This is a genomic window from Arthrobacter sp. V1I7 (genome assembly GCF_030817015.1).
In the GTDB taxonomy this organism is placed as follows: Bacteria; Actinomycetota; Actinomycetes; order Actinomycetales; family Micrococcaceae; genus Arthrobacter.
On sequence record NZ_JAUSYS010000001.1, the window covers coordinates 557,071 to 574,212 of the forward strand.

A 17,142-nucleotide genomic window follows, 5' to 3' on the forward strand; every position below is an offset into this window, starting at 1 on the left:
TGTCCGGGACTGGGGTCCAGCCCCCTTGGATCCTAGTCTCGGGCAGAGGCGTGTGGCACTGTAAGTCTTATGGCCCGCATCGAGGATTATGCAATGGTCGGAGATCTGCACACCGCGGCCCTGATCAGCACGGAAGGATCCATCGACTGGCTGTGCCTGCCGCGCTTCGATTCGCCGGCCTGCTTCAATGCGCTGGTGGACACCCCGGAGGCGGGGCGTTGGCTCCTGGCCCCGGAGGGCGGCGGCGAATGCACCAGGCGGCACTACCGCAGGGGAACGCTGATCCTGGAAACCGAGTGGGAGACACCCACCGGCAAGGTCAGGGTCATCGACTTCATGCCGCCGCGCGATGCGGTAGCGGACATCGTGCGGATCGTGGTGGGGGTCCGCGGTGCTGTCCGGATGCGCGGCGAGCTGACCCTGCGTTTCGACTACGGTCACATCGTCCCCTGGGTCCGCCATGACGAACACGGGATCCACGCCGTCGCCGGACCCGACGCCGCCTACCTCGTGACGGACGCGCCGCTGCGGGGCGAGCGGATGCAAACGATCAGCGAGTTCACCGTCCAGGCCGGGGATCGGGTGCCGTTCGTGCTGACCTGGACGCCGAGCCACCTGTACCGCCCCCGTGCCGTGGACCCCGAGAAGGTCCTCGCCTCCACCGAGTCCTTCTGGCAAGAGTGGTCCGCCCGGTGCACCGTCACCGGCCCCTACCGGAAGGCCGTCCAGCGCTCGCTGATCATCCTGAAGGCCCTGACGTTCGCTCCGACCGGCGGGATCGTGGCCGCCGTGACCACCTCGCTGCCGGAGGAACTGGGGGGCATCCGCAATTGGGACTACCGCTTCTGCTGGCTCCGCGACGCCACCCTCACGCTCCAGGCGCTGCTGGCAGCCGGCTACACGGAGGAGGCCGCCTCGTGGCGGGACTGGCTGCTCCGGGCCGTGGCCGGAGACCCGGCGGACCTGCAGATCATGTACGGCATCCACGGCGAGCGCCGGCTGCCGGAAATGGAACTTCCCTGGTTGCGGGGCTACGAGGGCTCTTTTCCGGTGCGGATCGGAAACGGCGCGGCCGCGCAGCTGCAGCTGGATGTCTGGGGCGAGGTTCTGGACTGCCTGTCGCTGACGAGGAACTCGCTGCTGGAGCACACGGACGAATCCTGGGATGTCCAGGTGGCGCTGATGGAGCATCTGGAAAAGGCCTGGACCTGGCCGGACAACGGACTCTGGGAGATGCGCGGACCGAGACGGCACTTCACCCATTCGAAGGTCATGGCCTGGGTCGCCGCGGACCGCATGGTCAAGGGCGTCCGGGACTTCGGACTGGCAGGCCCGGCCGACCGCTGGGAGGAACTGCGGGACACCATCCGCGCCGAGGTGATGGAAAAAGGCTTCGACGCCGAACGCAACACCTTCGTGCAGTCCTACGGGAGCCCGGAACTGGACGCCAGCCTGCTGCTCATCCCCCGGGTGGGATTCCTGCCGCCGGATGACCCGCGGGTGATCGGAACAATCGACGCCGTGCAGCGCGAGCTCACGCACGACGGTTTCCTGATCCGTTACAAGCCAGCAGAAAGCGACGACGGCCTGCCGGGCGGGGAGGGCGTGTTTCTTGCGTGTTCGTTCTGGTTGGTCGAGGCCCTGCTGGGGGCGGGCCGGCATCACGAGGCCAGGAAGCTGTTCGAGCGGCTGCTGGCGCTGCGCAACGACGTCGGGCTCCTCAGCGAGGAATGGAGCGTTGAGGACGGCCGGCAGCTCGGGAACACCCCGCAGGCGTTCAGCCACTTTGCCCTCGTGCTGAGCGCCCTCGAACTGCATGAAGACGCCGTGCACCGCAGCGACACCCCGCTCGCGGGCGGTTGACGCGTTGTCGAGCTTCAATGCCAATGACCTGGAGAGGGCCCAACGTGGGGAAGAGGATGTAGGAGAGTGCGATGGCTGGATATTTCGGGCTCGTGGACGCGCCCGACGGCGGATACCCGCGTCGGGCGCTCGCGGCTGGAAGGAGGGCACGTGCACGCAACTGATCCCGCCGCAGACGGCCAGCCACAACACGGCGGCCGGCGCAGAGCGGCGGTACTATTCGACGTCGACGGCACCCTGGTCGATTCGTCCTACATCCACACCCTGGCCTGGTGGCAGGCCTTCCGGCAGGCGGGCCACGACGTTCCGATGGCCCGCATTCACCGCTCGGTCGGGATGGGCGGGGACAGGATCGTCGACAGCCTGCTCCCGTCCGACCGGGATGCCTCCGAGGACAGCACGATCTTGGCCTCGCACGCGGCGGTGTTCGCCACCTTCTGGCCCGCCCTGCGTCCCTTGGAGGGCGCCAAGGAGCTGCTCGCGCAGTGCCATGAAAGCGGCCTCGCCGTCGCCCTGGCTTCCTCGGCCCGGGAGCGCGACCTTGAGGCCCTTCGGGCCACCATCGCGGCGGACGCCTTCATCGACGCGGCCACAAGCTCCAGCGACGCGAAGGAGAGCAAGCCCGCCCCCGATATCATCGTCGCGGCACTGAAAGCCCTCGGCGTGCAGGCTTCGGATGCCGTCTATGTGGGCGACGCCGTCTGGGACATCTACGCGGCCGGGAAGCTCGATATTCCGGCGATCGGATTGACCTGCGGCGGCACGAGTGAATCGGAACTGCGCGAAGCCGGCGCTGTTGAGATCTACGCCACCCCCCGGGTGCTGCTGGAGAATCTCGCTTCCAGCGCGATCGGGAAACTCAGCGCCCGCCTGCAGCAGCCCTGACCAACGGCTCCTGGCGCTACGGGCGACCGGGAAACTTCCGCCACATCCTGACGAAGTCCGCTTCCGCGCCGGCTGCCAGGCTTTCCTCCCTGGCATGCAGCCGGCCGAAGCTGAAACCGCTCCCGCCGGTGGGCAGGGACCGCAGGCCCAGCTCGGCCAGCAGGGTCCGGGACATCACGGTGTCGTGGTGCAGGCCAAGCGTGGTCTGGATCCGGCGCGCCGCCTTGGCTGTCTTCCGGGCCCGCTTTCCGGCGCGGCCCCGGCCTCCGCGGACGGTGGCCGCGAGTTCGGCGAAATAGCGCAGTCGCTTCGCCGCCTTCCGGACCTCGTGCAGGCGCGCGTCCCGGACCGGGGTGTTGCCGTGGGAGGCGGCAGGAAGGTCCGCCACCGCACGGACCAAGCGGGCGGTATCCCTGGAAACGGCCTTCCTGAAGGCCTTGCGCGGGGGCCGCGAGGCCCGCCCTGACAGCTTCCCGGCGGTGAGCAGTGACTCAAGGCCGGTGATCAACCGGGCGTAGCGCTCGCTGTCCAGTGCCGCGAGGACGTCTTGATGTCCGGCCGCGGCCGCCGCGCCGAGTTCCGCGTCGATGAGCCGGGCAGGCCGCCCGTGGGTGAGTTCCTCGGGTTCGGCCGCGAGCAGCTCCCGGAGCCTCGCCTGGACGACCCGGGGGTCCCGGGCCGCGCCCAGCGACCCGGAGAGCCAGCGCAACTCGGAGCGGATGTCTTCGGCCTCGCCGGTACTGAACAGCTTGCGGCTGCTGGCCAGCAGGGATCGGAGCCTGCGGGCCGCCACCCGCATCTGGTGCACGGATTCTGCCTCGTCTTCCCGGACTCCGGGTGCATGCCGCCGCAGTTCACTGAGCTGTTGTTCCAGATAGCTCAGCAGAACGTCCCCGGCGGTGGTGGCCATGCTTCACTTTACGTCTTGGACGCAAGCCCCGGATGCCCCGCGACGGCGTTAGAGTGTGTCCATGAATCGAGTCGGGGATGACCGTGTAGGGCCGGGGCGGAGGCAGCTCGTTGCCGGCCTGGCGGTGCCCCTGCTTGCCGTGTCGCTGCTCCTGGCCGGGCTGATTCTGACGTCGCTGCCGGTGCGCTCGCAAGACGTCGGCTGGTTTGCCTACGCGCCGCTTTCGCAGCAGACCTTCCAGCTCCAGGGCCTCACCATGATCGGTCCCGAGGCCTGGACGGGAATCGCAATGATCAGCCTCGGGCTGCTGATCCTCGCCTTCTGGTCCGGCTACCGCATCGGCACCCGCAGCCGGCAATCCCGCGGCCTGCCGTGAGCCGGTCTCCCGGCATACGCTGGCCCGGCATACGCTGGCCCGGAAGCCAGCATCCCGCACCCGTCCCGCCACCACCACCGAGGAGCTCCGCATGACACGACAGCACCAGCCCGGCCGCGTCGCCGTCGTCACCGGTGCAGGTTCGGGAATCGGGCGGGCGGTCGCCCGGCTGATGCTGGCCGAGGGTTACCGGGTCGTGCTCGGCGGACGGCGGGAGGCGCCGCTGCAGGAGACCGCCGCGGGCCACGCCCAGGCGTTTGTGGTGCCCTGCGACGTGACCGTGCCCGACGACGTCGAGCGGCTGTTCGCTGCGGTGCACGAACGCTGGGGCCGGGTGGACGTGCTGTTCAACAACGCGGGGGTGTTCGGCCCGGCGGCTTCGGTGGACGAGATCAGCCTTGCGGACTGGGACGCGACCGTAGCGGTTAACCTCACCGGGTCCCTGCTCTGCGCCGCGGCCGCGGTCCGGGCGATGAAGGCGCAGTCCCCGCAAGGCGGGCGCATCATCAACAACGGCTCGATCGCCGCGCACTCGCCCAGGCCGCGGACGGTCGCGTACACGGTCACGAAGCATGCCATGACCGGGCTGACCAAGAGCATCGAGCTGGACGGGCGCGGCTTCGGCATCACTTGCGGGCAGATCGACATCGGCAACGCCGCCACGGAACTCATGGACGAGATCGGTGTCGGGTCCGGCGCGCTGCAGGCCGACGGCAGCCGCCGCGTGGAGCCGACGTTCCCGGTGGCGGACGCCGCCCGTGCCGTGCTGCTGATGGCCGGGATGCCAGCGTCGGCAAGTGTCGGGTCCGTGCTGATCACGGCCACGGGAATGCCGTTCATCGGGCGCGGTTAAGCCCGCTGCTCCCGGCGCTGCTGGCCGGCCCCGCCAGGCTAAAGCGGCAGCAGACCGGACAGATCGGCGCGCAGTCCCGAGGCGGCGACCCGCCCGCTGCTCACGGCGTCCGCCCAGCTCAGCTGCCCGCCGACCATGGCCAGCCAGGTGGCGGCGTCGCACTCGATGACGTTCGGGGGGGTGCCGCGGGTGTGGCGCGGTCCCTGCACGCATTGCGTGACACCGAACGGCGGGACCCGGACCTCGACGGAGTTTCCGGGTGCCCGGGCAGTGACTTCCTCGAGCGAGTAGCGCACCGCCGTCGCGATCGTGCTGCGCGGGACCGCGCCGGCGGCGCCCGGTACGACGTCGCCGCTGGGGTCCTGGCTGCCTGGGTCCCGGGCGCCGGTGCTGGCTTCCAGCCAGGCGGCCAGCGCCGAGCGGCCCTCCTCGACTGCGATCCGGCGTCGTTGAACTCCCACTGACCCGCCTAGTCCAGCAGCGCCGAGACGGCACGGCCCAGACGGATCTTGCCTACCGGACGGCCCCCGCCCAGCACCGGCTCCACCACCTTCTCCAGCACGCTGGAGACTTCCGGGATCTCGACGGCGCCGGCGGCCGCGAGCATGGTCAGTCCCACGAGCGTGGTGGCCCGGATGTTGCCGTCCAGGACCTTGATGGCAACGGAGACGCCCTGCGGGGTGGCCATCCCCAGGACACCTTCGGCGCCGATCTTGGCGAGGATGCCGAGCTCATCCATGACGATGGTGTTGGACTCCCCACGACCCTGCACCGCCCACGGGTAGTCCAGCATGGACGTGGCGATGGTCGCGGCGCGGGCGTTGGAGTTCTTGTCCCCCGGGGCCTTGGCCAGCTTCGAGAACGCCCGGGCCAGACCGGTCAGCGAGACGGCCGCCACCGGGGCCCCGCAGCCGTCGATGCCCAGGTGGGCGATGCTTTCCCCGCAGTACTCCTCGATTACGGACCGGATCCGCTGCTGCAGGGGGTGGTTCGGCTCCAGGTAGCTGTGGGTGTCCCAGCCGTTCTCGGTGCAGGCCCACAGGAAGGCGGCGTGCTTGCCGGAGCAGTTGAACGCCAGGCGCGACTTGCCCCGCTCGGAGTGGACCAGCCAGTTCCGGGCGGACTCGTCCTGCGGCCAGTCCGCCGGGCACTGCAGCTGTTCTTCCTTGACGCCGGCGGCCTTCAGCATGCCCTCGACCACGTCCATGTGGTCCAGCGAGCCGACGTGGCTGCCGCAGGCAATCGCCGCCTGGGCGCCGCGCAGGGGGACACCGGACTGCATCGCGGCCAGGGCCTGCAGCGGCTTGAGGGTCGAGCGGGCGAAGATCGGGGTGGTGATGTCGCCGAGTTCGGTGACGACGGTGCCGTCGGCGGACATCACGACGGCGGAGCCGATGTGGCGGGACTCAACGAAACCGCTGCGTTCAACAACTGCCAGTTCGACGGCGGACTCGACGGTGAAGGTGGCATGCGAATTCAGGGGCATGTGGTCAGTCTATGGTGCCTCGCGGGATACTCCGGTTATTGCACGGTCACCATAACCGACTGCCAGCCGGAGGCACCGTCGGGAACTGGATCCGCACGCCTTTCCGTCTGCACTTCTCCGGTGCCGTCGGTGGCGCGGGCCTTGATGTAGTGCGGGCCGGGGGTCGCCTCCCAGTCGAAGGACCACTGCCGCCAGGTGATGAGGGAAGCCTCGGCGGAGAGCGTGGCCTCGGTCCAGGGGCCCTCGTCGATCTGCACCTCGACCTTCGTGATGCCTCGTGTCTGGGCCCAGGCGGTGCCGCCGATCGCGACCCGCCCGGCCGGGACATGGGCGAAGGATTTGGGGACCTCAACGCGGGCCATGGTTTTGATCGGGCCGCGTTCGGACCAGCCGCGCTCGGTCCAGTACGCCTTGCTGTCGGCAAAGCGCGTGACCTCGAGGTCCACGACCCATTTCGTGGCCGAGACGAAGCCGTACAGCCCGGGAACCACCATGCGCACCGGGTAGCCGTGTTCGAGCGGGAGGGCCTCGCCGTTCATCCCGATGGCCAGCATGGCGTCGCGGTCGTCCTGCAGTACCTCCAGCGGGGTGGAGGCGCTGAAGCCGTCGATCGAGGTGGAGAGCACCATGTCCGCACCGTCCTTGGGCCGGGCCATCTTGAGCACATCACGGATGGGCAGGCCGAGCCATTTGGCGTTGCCGGCCAGGTTTCCGCCGACCGGATTGGAGACGCAGGTCAGGCTCACATGGGATTCGATCAGCTCCGCGTCGAGCAGGTCCTGGAAGCTGAGCCGGACCTCCTGTTCCACGAGGCCGTGGACGCGCAGTTCCCACTCCCGAGCGTTGATTTCCGGCACGCTCAGGGCGGTGTCAATGCGGTAGAAGTCCTTGTTGGGCGTCAGCCACGGCGTGACTCCCGGTGCCTTGGACTGCACCCCGGCGGGAACGGCCGGGGCGGCCTTGGCCGGCGCGGGCAGTTGGAGGGATTCGCGGGCTTGGGCCACGTTGCTGCGGGCCGCGCTGAGCAGCCGGCCGCCCGTCGCGGCGATGGCCGAGGCGGCTGCGGTGACGCCCGTTGCGGCGAAGAAGGCGCGCCGGCTGGCGGCGGGGCGTTCCGGTTCCTTGGCGGCGACGTCCGAGGCCATTTCCGGCCATTCCCGCATCCGCCACAGCCGGGTGACCAGGAGCCGGAGCACGATCAGCCCGGCGAGGGTGCCGATCAGCGAAGGAATCGCGTCCAGCGGCTTGACGCTGGCCCGGGTGACGACGCTGGCCACGATCACGGCGCCCATCAGCAGCACACCGGCCACGCCCAGGGCCCACTTGCGGTAGGCCACCACGCCCAGCACACAGGCAAGCAGCAGGATGGTCACGCCCATGCCGACGAAGAGTGCCGCCTTGTCGTTCGTGCCGAAGGTGGCGATCGCGAAGTCCTTCATCCATGGCGGAGTGAAATCGATGAAGGTCGAGCCTAGGGCGATCAGCGGCGTCGCCCGCGCCGTGAAGAAGGCGCCGATCAGTTCCGCCACGGACAGGACGACGGCGGCCGCGGCCACGCCGGCCAGCGCGGCCAGCGCGATGGGATTTCCGAGCCGTTTCCGGGGCTCCTGCCGGGCGTGGTTCTGCATGCTGGGCTTCTTCATACACTGTGTTCGTAGCCGCACGCTCTGCGGATTGTCCCGCCCCACAGGACATGCCCTCCGCTCGTGCCCAGCCACACTGCCGCGCCGAAGGGACATGCCCTCCGACCGCGCCCAGCGGTGGACATAATGCCATTGTGTCCATCGCTCGCGGCCAGGAGTGGGCATGTCCCGCGTTCGCAGGCCTGAGGACTGGACATGTCCCACGCTGCCCCGCCGCCCAGGACATGCCCTCCGCCCGGCCCCGCGGCCACGACTGGGCAAGTCCAGCTCGTGCCCGACTCCTCCCGCCTGTAGGACATACCCTCCGCCCCGCGCTGCCCCGCGCCACAGGACATGCTCTCCGCTCGCGCCCAGGACTGGGCAAGTCCAGCTCGTGCCCCCGACCCCTCCCGCCTGTAGGACATACCCTCCGCCCCGCGCTGCCCCGCGCCACAGGACATGCTCTCCGCTCGCGCCCGGGGATGGGCATGATGCCATTGTGTCCATTGTTCGCGGCCAGGACTGGGCATGTCCCGCGCTCGCAGGCCTGGGCATCGGGCATGTCCATCGCCCGCGGCCAGGATTGGGCATGTCCCGCAGTCAAGGACGTCACCACTGGGCATGTCCAGCGGCGGACACAGCTTAGGAACCAGCCGGGTCCACAAAGTACCCTTGGGAACTGTGAAGGTACTCGTCATCGGCCCCGGCGGCCGCGAACACGCAATTGTCCGATCCCTGCTCGCAGACCCCAACGTTTCCGAAGTCCACGCGGCTCCGGGCAACGCCGGCATCAGTAAGCTGGTCCCCACGCATGCGATTGACGCGAACGACCCCGACGCCGTGGCCGCCCTGGCCGCCAAGCTCACGGTGGACCTCGTGGTTGTCGGTCCCGAGGCGCCGCTCGCTGCGGGTGTCTCCGACACCGTCCGCGACGCCGGCATCCCGGTATTCGGTCCGAGCAAGGCCGCCGCCCAGCTGGAAGCCTCCAAGGCCTTCGCCAAGGAAGTCATGGCCGAGGCGGGCGTCCCCACCGCGATGGCACGGGTGGCCGGCAACGCCGAGGAAGCCGCCGACGCGCTCGACACCTTCGGGGCTCCCTACGTGGTGAAGGACGACGGCCTCGCCGCCGGGAAGGGCGTCGTGGTCACCAACGACCGCGGTGAGGCCCTCGCCCATGCGCAGAGCTGCTTCGCTGCCGGCGGCACCGTCGTGATCGAGGAGTTCCTGGACGGCCCAGAGGTTTCGGTATTCGTCCTCTGCGACGGCAGCAACACCGTGGCGCTCTCCCCGGCCCAGGACTTCAAGCGCATCTTCGACAACGATGAAGGCCCCAACACCGGCGGCATGGGCGCCTACACGCCGCTGGAGTGGGCCCCCGAGGGCCTCGTCGACGAGGTCCTTGACCGCATCGCCCAGCCCACGGTCAATCAGATGGCGCACCGCGGCACGCCGTTCGTGGGGGTGCTGTTCGTCGGTCTGGCCCTCACCGCCCGGGGCACGCGGGTCATCGAGTACAACGTCCGTTTCGGCGACCCGGAGACCCAGGCTGTCCTGGCCCGGCTCAAGACTCCCCTCGGCGGCCTGCTGATGGCGGCCGCGAAGGGCGAACTGGACAAGGTCCAGCCGCTGCGCTGGTCCAAAGACTCAGCCGTCGCCGTCGTCGTCGCCGCGGAAAACTACCCCGGAGCCCCCCGCACGGGAGACCGGATCCGCGGGCTCAAGAAGGTTGAAGCCATCGAGGGCGTCCATGTCATCCATGCCGGCACCAAGCTCGACGCCGAGGGCAAGGTGGTGTCCGCCGGCGGGCGCGTCCTCGCCGTGGTGGCGCTGGGGACCGACCTCGTCGAGGCCCGGGAACGGGCGTACGACGGCGTCGAGCTGGTGCAGCTGGAGGGCGGCCAGTTCCGCACCGACATCGGCGGTAAGGCGGCCCGCGGCGAGATCAAGGTCACGTCGTCCGGCGCCCCGGCCACCACGAAAGCGAAGGCCTAAGCATGACCGGCACCAATTCCTCCCTGCCCGGTGACGCACCGAAGGGCCTGGATACCGCCGCGCCGGACCTGCCGGGCTGGAAGCACGTCTACTCCGGCAAGGTCCGCGACCTGTACGTTCCGGTGGATGAGACCATCACCGAGCGAATGGGCCGCGAATGCGTCCTGGTGGTGGCGAGTGACCGGATTAGCGCCTTCGACCACGTCCTGGCCAGTGAAATCCCGGACAAGGGCCGTATCCTCACCCAGCTCAGCCTGTGGTGGTTCGAGCAGCTGGGCGTGGAGCACCACGTGCTCGCGTCCACGGTCGACGGCGGCGTCCCCGCCGCCGTCGAGGGCCGCGCGATGATCTGCAAGAAGCTGGACATGTTCCCCGTCGAGTGCATCGCCCGCGGCTACCTCACCGGCTCCGGGCTCGCCGAATACCGGCAGACGCGCACCGTATGCAGCATCCCGCTGCCTGAGGGCCTCGTGGATGGATCCCGGCTCGACCCGGCGATCTTCACCCCCTCCGCCAAGGCCGAGGTGGGCGAGCACGACGAGAACATCACCTACGACGCTGTCGTCCAAATGGTCGGCGACGACATCGCGGCCCGGCTGAGCGAACTCACCCTGGAGATCTACACGAGGGCCGAGGCGATCGCCCGGGGCCGCGGCATCATCCTGGCGGACACCAAGGTGGAGTTCGGCTTCGACGCCGCCACCGGCGTCATCACCCTGGGCGATGAGGTGTTGACCCCGGACTCCTCCCGGTTCTGGGACGCCGCCACCTATGAGCCCGGCAAGGCCCAGCCGTCCTACGACAAGCAGTACGTCCGCGACTGGCTGACCTCGGCCGAATCCGGCTGGGACAAGTCCTCCGACGTGCCCCCGCCTCCGCTGCCGGCCTACGTCGTCGCCCGGACCCGCAGCCGCTACGTCGAGGCCTACGAGAAGCTCACCGGCCGGCCGTTCAGTTAACTGTTCGCCGGGGTTTTCGTCGAGGCGGCCGCCTCGGCACGGCGCTTCGCCAGCCGGATCTCCAGCACCGCATCCAGTGCCTGCTGGACCCGGTCCGAGGCCCCCGCGGCGCTGAACTCCTTCTGCGCCTCACCGAGGTAGATGAGGGCCTCGTCGGATTCGCCGGCGGCCTTGAGCGCCTTGCCGAGCAGGAGAGCCACCTCGCCGGCGACGTGCCGGGCCAGCGCATCGCGTTCGGCGTGGATCTCCCGCAGCTTCTGGACTGCGGCGACGATGTCCCCGGTGAGGTAGAGCCAGCGGGCCCGGATGAAGGCCACTTCAAGCTCGTCGGTCCTGTTGCCGCCGACAATGGACAGCGCCAGCTCGGCGCGTTCGATCGAGGTCAGCGTCTCCGGCTCCACGATCCCCGAGGACAGCCTCACTGCGGCGGACGCCTTGTTGAAGCGAGCCCACAGGTCGATGTCGTTGGCGGGGGAGAGCATCTGCGCCGCGCGCTCATGGTACTTGATCCCCTCGGCGTAGTCGTGGCGCATGAAGGCGACGTTCCCGATCACCCAGGCGACTTCGCCGGCGAGCTGGGTCATCGAATGATCATCCATCTGCGCGTTCATGTCCTGGCAGTACTGCCAGGCCTCGTCCAGCCGGCCGCTTTCGGCCAGCGCCCCAATCAGCGCCCGCAGCGCCCCGATGATGAGGGTGGATCCCTTGGGCAGGTCGGCGCAGAGCCGCACCGCTTCCTGGGCATGCGCGACGGCGACGGCCAGCTCCCCCTGCCCGTGGCATACGGCCGCCAGCATCTGCCGGGCTCGGACGCCCAGCCCGGCCGATTCGGCCGCCATCGGGTGGTCCAGCAGCCGCTGCACGAGGTTCTGGCATTCCTTGAGCTCGCCCTGCTTCATGAGGCATTCAGCCTGCATGTAGGTCATGTTCCACCACGCGCTGGTGTTCTTGGCCTCGAGCGCGATCTGGGCCGCTGCCGCGGCGTGGGTGGCCGCCAGCGGGTAGTCTCTCAGGTCCCAGGCCTGCCGGGCGTACAGCACGGCGAGCACGTATTCGGCGTCACTGACGGAGACCGGCTGACTCCAAGCCTCCAGCGCCTTGGGGGCAAGTTCGAGGCGGCGGGCAAGCTCTTCGATGACATCAGCGGTCGGTTCGCGGCGTCCGGTTTCGAGCAGTGAGATGTAGCTGGGCGAGTACAGATCCCGGCCCAGTTCCGCCTGCGTGAGACCCCGTTCCAGCCGTTCCGCGCGGAGCTTCTCCCCAAATCCGTTCCCCACGGATACCTCCTCATTCCGGACATTCTTTGTACTAAGTGCTTGACAGCCCCTGTGGAAATCATTTTACAATGTGTGTCAACAAGGTAGTGCTGACTTGGTGCAGACCCCGACTCTTATTGAGGATCTCTATGTTGAAGAAGATTGCAGCCGGCGTCCTGCTGGCGGGTGCCCTCGCGTTTGCCGCCGCGGCCCCGGCGGCGCTGTCAGTAAGTGCTATCGGTAACTGGCCGGATCCCATGGGCCACACCTCGGCAATCGGCAACTGGCCGGATCCGATGACGTCCTCCCCGGACATCGGCAACTGGCCGGACCCCATGTAGGCAATACCCAGAGGAGCCCCGGGACATGCGCGAACCATGTCCCGGGGCTTCTTTTTGTGTGGAGCTTCACCTTGGGCCCCGCCCGGCGCCCGCGTTTGCCCCGCCCGGCGCGGCGCCCGCGTTCGCCCCGCTGTCCTGGCGGCGGCGCAACGGATTGCCGGTCACAAATCCGGACATAAAAGAAGAGGGCCTTCCGATTGGAAGACCCTCTTCTTGATTGGTCGGGATGACAGGATTTGAACCTGCGACCTCGTCGTCCCGAACGACGCGCGCTACCAAGCTGCGCCACATCCCGATCCGCTGCTACAAAAGCAACTTCACAAGAGTATCCGATGTGGGCCCCGGATGTGAAATCGGCCGGCGGTCCGCCCCGAGCATCCGGAGAACAGGAGCATCCGGAGAAGGGGATCAGACCAGCGAGTCTTTCCAGGCCCCGTGCAGCCGGGCGAAGTGCCCGCCGCCGCCGACCAGTTGCTCCGGGGTGCCGTCCTCGACAATGCGGCCGTCGTGCACCACCAGAACCCGGTCTGCGGTCTCGACCGTGGAGAGCCGGTGCGCGATGATGAGCGCGGTCCGGCCGGCGTCGCTGCCGGTGCCCTGCAGGAGCTGGCTGAGGCCGTTCTGCACGAGCCGTTCGGACGGGATGTCCAGCGAGGACGTCGCCTCGTCAAGGATCAGCACGGCCGGGCGCGCCAGGAAGGCCCGGGCGAAGCTGATCAGCTGGCGCTGCCCGGCTGAAACGCGGCCGCCACGCTTGTTGACGTCCGTGTCATAGCCCTCCGGGAGTTCCTGGATGAACGCGTGGGCACCGACCGCCCGGGCGGCATCCTCGATCTCCTGCCGCGATGCGTCGGGGCGGCCCAGACCGATGTTGTCCGCCACGGAGCCGCTGAACAGGAAGGCCTCCTGGGTGACCATGACAACGTTCCGCCGCAGATCCGCCGTCGTGAGCTGGCGCAGGTCCACGCCGTCGAGCAACAGGGACCCGGAGGAGACGTCGTAGAACCGGGCAATCAGCTTCGCCAGCGTCGATTTCCCGGCGCCGGTCTGCCCCACCAGGGCCACGGTCTGGCCGGCGGGGATGTGCAGGTCCATGGTCGGGATGATCACCGGACCATTCCCGTAACGGAACTGGACGGCACGGAACTCGATAGTGCCTTTCGCGTCCTGCAGGGCCACCGGGTTCCTGGGCGGCCGGACGGTGGGGACTTCCTCGAGCAGCCCGGAGACCTTTTCGAGCGCGGCCTGGGCGCTCTGGAAGGAGTTGTAGAACATCGCCATCTGGTCCACCGGCTGGAAAAAGCGCTTGGTGGACAGGATCAGGGCCAGCAGCACGCCGACGGCGAGGTCGCCGCTAAGCACCCGGAAGCCGCCGAAGAGCAGCACGACGGCGACGCAGACGTTCCCGATCAGCACCAGACCGGGCTGGAAGATGCCGTTGAGGTTGATTGAGCGGACGGTGGCCTTGCGATAGTCCTCGGCGAGTCCGGTGTAGCGGACCGAGTTTTCGGGTTCCTTGCGGAAGGCCTTGACCGCGCGGATCCCGGTCATGGTCTCGACGAAGTGCACGATCAGCCGGGCGGAGACCACGCGGGACTCGCGGAACGCGATCTGGGAGTGCTTCTGGTACCAGCGCGCCAGGAAATACATCGGCACGCCCGCCGCCAGCACCAGCAGCCCGCTGCGCCAGTCCAGCGCAAACACCGTGGCGGCGGTGAACATCATGAACAACAGCCCGGACGCGAGCGAACTCACCCCGGAGTCCAGCAACTCGCGGAGCGCCTCAAGGTCCGAGGTCTGCCGGGCAATGATGCGCCCGGAGGTGTATTTCTCGTGGAACTCCAGGCTCAGCCGCTGCGTATGCCGGAATACCCGGACCCGCAGGTCCAGCAGCATCGCCTGGCTGAGTCGCGCCGTCGAGGTCACGTACACGGCAGTGAGCCCCGCCGTCGCGACGGCGGCGGCGAGGTAGGCGGCGCCGGTGAGCACCAGCGGGAGGTTGTCCCCGGCGCGGAGGGCCGGCAGGGCCCGGTCGATGCCGAAGGCGATCAGCGCCGGTCCGGCCACGCGCGCCGCCTGGGACAGTACGACGGCGGCGATGGTCAGCCAGAAGCGGCGCCGGACCGGGCGGATCAGGGAGCGCAGCAGGGCCAGCGAGCGGCGCCGGACGGCCTTGCTCTCGCTCTTGGACAGGTGCGCGTTGTCCTCGTTGGCGGTGCCGAAGGTGGAACTGCTCATCGGGATACCTCCTCGGCCTCGAGGTCTGGCAGTTCGGAGTCATACAAATCGGAATCCAGGTCCCGCGGTTCGGGATCGAGGCTGGCAATGACGTAACGGTAGTGGCTGTTCTGGGACAGCAGCTCGGCGTGGGTGCCGACGGCGGAGATCCGGCCTTTCTCGAGCAGCGCCACCCGGTCCGCCAGCGCCACCGTGGACGGGCGGTGGGCGACGATCAGCGTGGTCGTGTCCGCGAGGACCTCCCGCAGCCGGTGCTCGACAAGTTCCTCCGTGTTGACGTCCAGGGCAGAGAGCGGGTCGTCGAGGACCAGCACCTTCGGCCGGGCGGCGATGGCGCGGGCCAAGGCGATGCGCTGGCGCTGGCCGCCGGAGAGGCTGAGCCCTTCATCGCCGATCAGCGTGTCCAGACCGTCGGGCAGGGAGTAGGCGAAGTGGGCCTGGGCGACGTCGAGCGCCTCTTCCAGGGCCTCCTCGTGGTGCGCTTCCGAACTGGTGCCGGGGACGCCGAGCAGCACGTTGTCCCGGACTGAACTGGAAAACAGGGTGGTGTCTTCGAAGGCCACAGCGACGATGCTCCGCAGTTCCTCCACGCTGAATTCGCGCAAGTCCACGCCGTCGATGGTGATGGATCCGGCCGTGACCTCGTAAAGCCGGGGGACCAGCTGGAGCAGGGCGCTCTTGCCGCTGCCCGTGATACCGACGAGCGCCATGGTCTCGCCCGGGTTGATATCCAGGCTGATGTCCTTGAGGATCGGCGTGTCGGCGGCGTCCTCGAAGGCGAAGGCGGCGTTGCGGAAGCTCAGGGCGCCCTGGAGCTCGGCGGGGCGGTGAGGGTCCTCCGGGCTGGTGATGGTGTTGGCCGCGTCCATGACCTCGAAGTGTCGGTCTATGGCGGTCTTTGCGGTCAGCGCCATGGCCAGGAGCATGCCGCAGAACTCCACCGGTGCCGCGATCACGGCGGCGGTGGCGAAGAACGCCACGAGTGCCCCGATGCTGAGTTCCCCGGTGGAGGCCAGCAGCACGCCGACGACGAGTCCGGCACCGAGGGCCAGCTCGGGCAGCAGGGTGACGACCAGGCTGAAGACGGCCAGGTGCTTCGCCTTGGCGATCTCGGTCTGGCGGAGCTCCTCGGCCTGTCCATTAAAGTTCTCCAGCGCCTCGCGGCTGCGGCCGAACGCCTTGAGCACGCGGATGCCGTGCACGGACTCCTCGACCGTGGTGGCGAGGTCCCCGGCCTGGTCCTGGCTACGGCGGGCCACCTTGCTGTAGCGGGTGCGGAAACGGAAGCCGTAGATCATGATCGGCACCGCGGCGGCGAGGAAGATCAGGGCCAGCTGCCAGCTCATCGAGAACATCACGACGACGCCGATCGCCACGGTCAGGGTGGTGACCACGAGCATGATGGCGCCGAAGGCCATCCAGCGGCGCAGGAAGTTCAGGTCGGTCATGGCCCGGGAGAGCAGTTGCCCGGATCCCCAGCGGTCATGGAAGGACACCGTGAGATCCTGCAGATGGCCGTACAGGGACACTCGCATCCGGGTCTCGACCGTGGTGGCGGGATTGATCACGAACTGCCGCCGCAGCGCCACGAGGCCCGCCTCGGTCACGCCCAGGCCCAGGATCACGAGGGAGGCGATCCAGACGGCGTCCGCGCTCCCGCCCGGGCGGAGGGATTCGTTGACCAGGACGCGGAGCACCTGCGGGATCGTCAGGGCCACCACGCTGGCCAGCAACGCGCAGAGCAGGCCCAGAACGAGGCGCGGCAGGATCGGCCTGACGTGGGGGTAAAGACGGCTGATGGAGGAGAAAAACGGAGTCTGCTTGGCCATGCCTGCTTCTTAAAACGCGCCTGCGAAGTATCTAACGCAACTGGAGGTAGTTTCCGGTAGCAACTACCCTAGGCCATCGGGTGACCGGGTTCACAGGAACCGGGTCACATCAGGATCTGGCCCAATCAGTACATGCCGCAATGCCCGGCCGGCGTCCGGGGTCCGGGGGCCGGGGGCGGGCGGCGGGGGACATGTCCAGTCCTGGCAGCGAGGGGTGGGTCCGGACCTCGCAATGCCGGGGGACATGTCCAGTCCTGGCCGCCAGGGATGGGCATAGGCCCGTTATGTCCAACCGTGGTCCCCGGGGGAGGGCATGTCCCGGGGCGGACGTGGTTCAGGGGTGGGCCCGGACCGCGCAACGCCGGGGGACATGTCCAGTCCTGGCCGCCAGGGATGGGCATAGGCCCGTTATGTCCAACCGTGGTCCCCGGGGGAGGGCATGTCCCCCCGGCGGGCGTGGTTCAGGGGTGGGCCCGGACCGCGCAATGCCGGGGGACATGTCCAGTCCTGGCCGCGAGGGATGGGCATAGGC

General features: G+C 68.7%; 14 protein-coding genes and 1 tRNA gene. 7 read left to right on the forward strand and 8 right to left on the reverse strand.

Annotation, left to right across the window (positions count from 1 at the left end; genetic code table 11):
* The first annotated feature begins 69 nt into the window (after positions 1-69).
* Both QFZ69_RS02665 and QFZ69_RS02670 read left to right on the forward strand, forming a co-directional pair.
* Positions 70-1,863: a glycoside hydrolase family 15 protein gene (locus tag QFZ69_RS02665; protein ID WP_306915487.1), complete on the forward strand. Its 1,794-nt coding sequence runs from the start codon at positions 70-72 to the stop codon at positions 1,861-1,863.
* Positions 1,864-2,013: 150 nt separating this feature from the next.
* The gene (locus QFZ69_RS02670) at positions 2,014-2,748 is read left to right on the forward strand and encodes an HAD family hydrolase (protein WP_306915489.1); all 735 of its coding nucleotides are present in this window, start codon (positions 2,014-2,016) and stop codon (positions 2,746-2,748) included.
* A gap of 16 nt (positions 2,749-2,764) precedes the next feature.
* Here QFZ69_RS02670 and QFZ69_RS02675 read toward each other — a convergent pair whose 3' ends face one another.
* Positions 2,765-3,658, reverse strand: coding sequence for a CHAD domain-containing protein (locus tag QFZ69_RS02675; protein WP_306915491.1), 894 nt, complete (start codon positions 3,656-3,658; stop codon positions 2,765-2,767).
* A gap of 61 nt (positions 3,659-3,719) precedes the next feature.
* On the opposite strand from QFZ69_RS02675, the gene QFZ69_RS02680 reads away from it, so the two are divergent.
* The gene (locus QFZ69_RS02680; protein WP_306915493.1) at positions 3,720-4,034 is read left to right on the forward strand and encodes a hypothetical protein; all 315 of its coding nucleotides are present in this window, start codon (positions 3,720-3,722) and stop codon (positions 4,032-4,034) included.
* Positions 4,035-4,125: 91 nt separating this feature from the next.
* Positions 4,126-4,887 carry an SDR family oxidoreductase gene (locus QFZ69_RS02685; protein ID WP_306915494.1) on the forward strand — a complete coding sequence of 254 codons (762 nt, stop codon included), beginning with the start codon at positions 4,126-4,128 and terminating at the stop codon, positions 4,885-4,887.
* A gap of 38 nt (positions 4,888-4,925) precedes the next feature.
* Here QFZ69_RS02685 and QFZ69_RS02690 read toward each other — a convergent pair whose 3' ends face one another.
* From QFZ69_RS02690 to QFZ69_RS02700, 3 genes are read right to left on the reverse strand one after another with little or no spacing between them, the layout of a single operon-like run.
* On the reverse strand, positions 4,926-5,348 hold the full coding sequence (locus QFZ69_RS02690) for a sterol carrier family protein (RefSeq protein WP_306915495.1): 423 nt from the start codon (positions 5,346-5,348) through the stop codon (positions 4,926-4,928).
* 8 nt (positions 5,349-5,356) lie between these two features.
* A complete protein-coding gene (locus QFZ69_RS02695) occupies positions 5,357-6,373 on the reverse strand; it encodes an asparaginase (protein WP_306915496.1) in 1,017 nt (338 codons plus the stop codon).
* 35 nt (positions 6,374-6,408) lie between these two features.
* Positions 6,409-8,001, reverse strand: a complete 1,593-nt coding sequence (locus QFZ69_RS02700) for a molybdopterin-dependent oxidoreductase (RefSeq protein ID WP_306915497.1) — start codon at positions 7,999-8,001, stop codon at positions 6,409-6,411.
* Between the two features lie 675 nt (positions 8,002-8,676).
* Between QFZ69_RS02700 and purD the strand changes: the two genes are divergently transcribed.
* On the forward strand, positions 8,677-9,987 hold the full coding sequence (purD, locus tag QFZ69_RS02705) for a phosphoribosylamine--glycine ligase (protein ID WP_306919573.1): 1,311 nt from the start codon (positions 8,677-8,679) through the stop codon (positions 9,985-9,987).
* A gap of 2 nt (positions 9,988-9,989) precedes the next feature.
* Entirely contained in the window at positions 9,990-10,946 is a 957-nt protein-coding gene (locus QFZ69_RS02710; RefSeq protein ID WP_306915498.1) for a phosphoribosylaminoimidazolesuccinocarboxamide synthase, read from the forward strand.
* On the opposite strand, the gene QFZ69_RS02715 is transcribed toward QFZ69_RS02710, so the two are convergent.
* Positions 10,943-12,223, reverse strand: a complete 1,281-nt coding sequence (locus QFZ69_RS02715; RefSeq protein WP_306915499.1) for a helix-turn-helix domain-containing protein — start codon at positions 12,221-12,223, stop codon at positions 10,943-10,945. The two genes, QFZ69_RS02710 and QFZ69_RS02715, sit on opposite strands and share 4 nt — an antisense overlap.
* A gap of 128 nt (positions 12,224-12,351) precedes the next feature.
* On the opposite strand from QFZ69_RS02715, the gene QFZ69_RS02720 reads away from it, so the two are divergent.
* Entirely contained in the window at positions 12,352-12,543 is a 192-nt protein-coding gene (locus QFZ69_RS02720; RefSeq protein WP_306915500.1) for a hypothetical protein, read from the forward strand.
* A 218-nt stretch (positions 12,544-12,761) separates the two neighbouring features.
* On the opposite strand, the gene QFZ69_RS02725 is transcribed toward QFZ69_RS02720, so the two are convergent.
* From QFZ69_RS02725 to QFZ69_RS02735, 3 genes are all read right to left on the reverse strand, one after another.
* Positions 12,762-12,838, reverse strand: a tRNA-Pro gene (locus QFZ69_RS02725).
* 113 nt (positions 12,839-12,951) lie between these two features.
* Positions 12,952-14,781 carry an ABC transporter ATP-binding protein gene (locus QFZ69_RS02730; protein ID WP_306915501.1) on the reverse strand — a complete coding sequence of 610 codons (1,830 nt, stop codon included), beginning with the start codon at positions 14,779-14,781 and terminating at the stop codon, positions 12,952-12,954.
* Entirely contained in the window at positions 14,778-16,610 is a 1,833-nt protein-coding gene (locus QFZ69_RS02735; protein WP_306915502.1) for an ABC transporter ATP-binding protein, read from the reverse strand. The genes QFZ69_RS02730 and QFZ69_RS02735 overlap by 4 nt, the downstream gene beginning before the upstream one ends.
* Between the last annotated feature and the right edge of the window lie 532 nt (positions 16,611-17,142).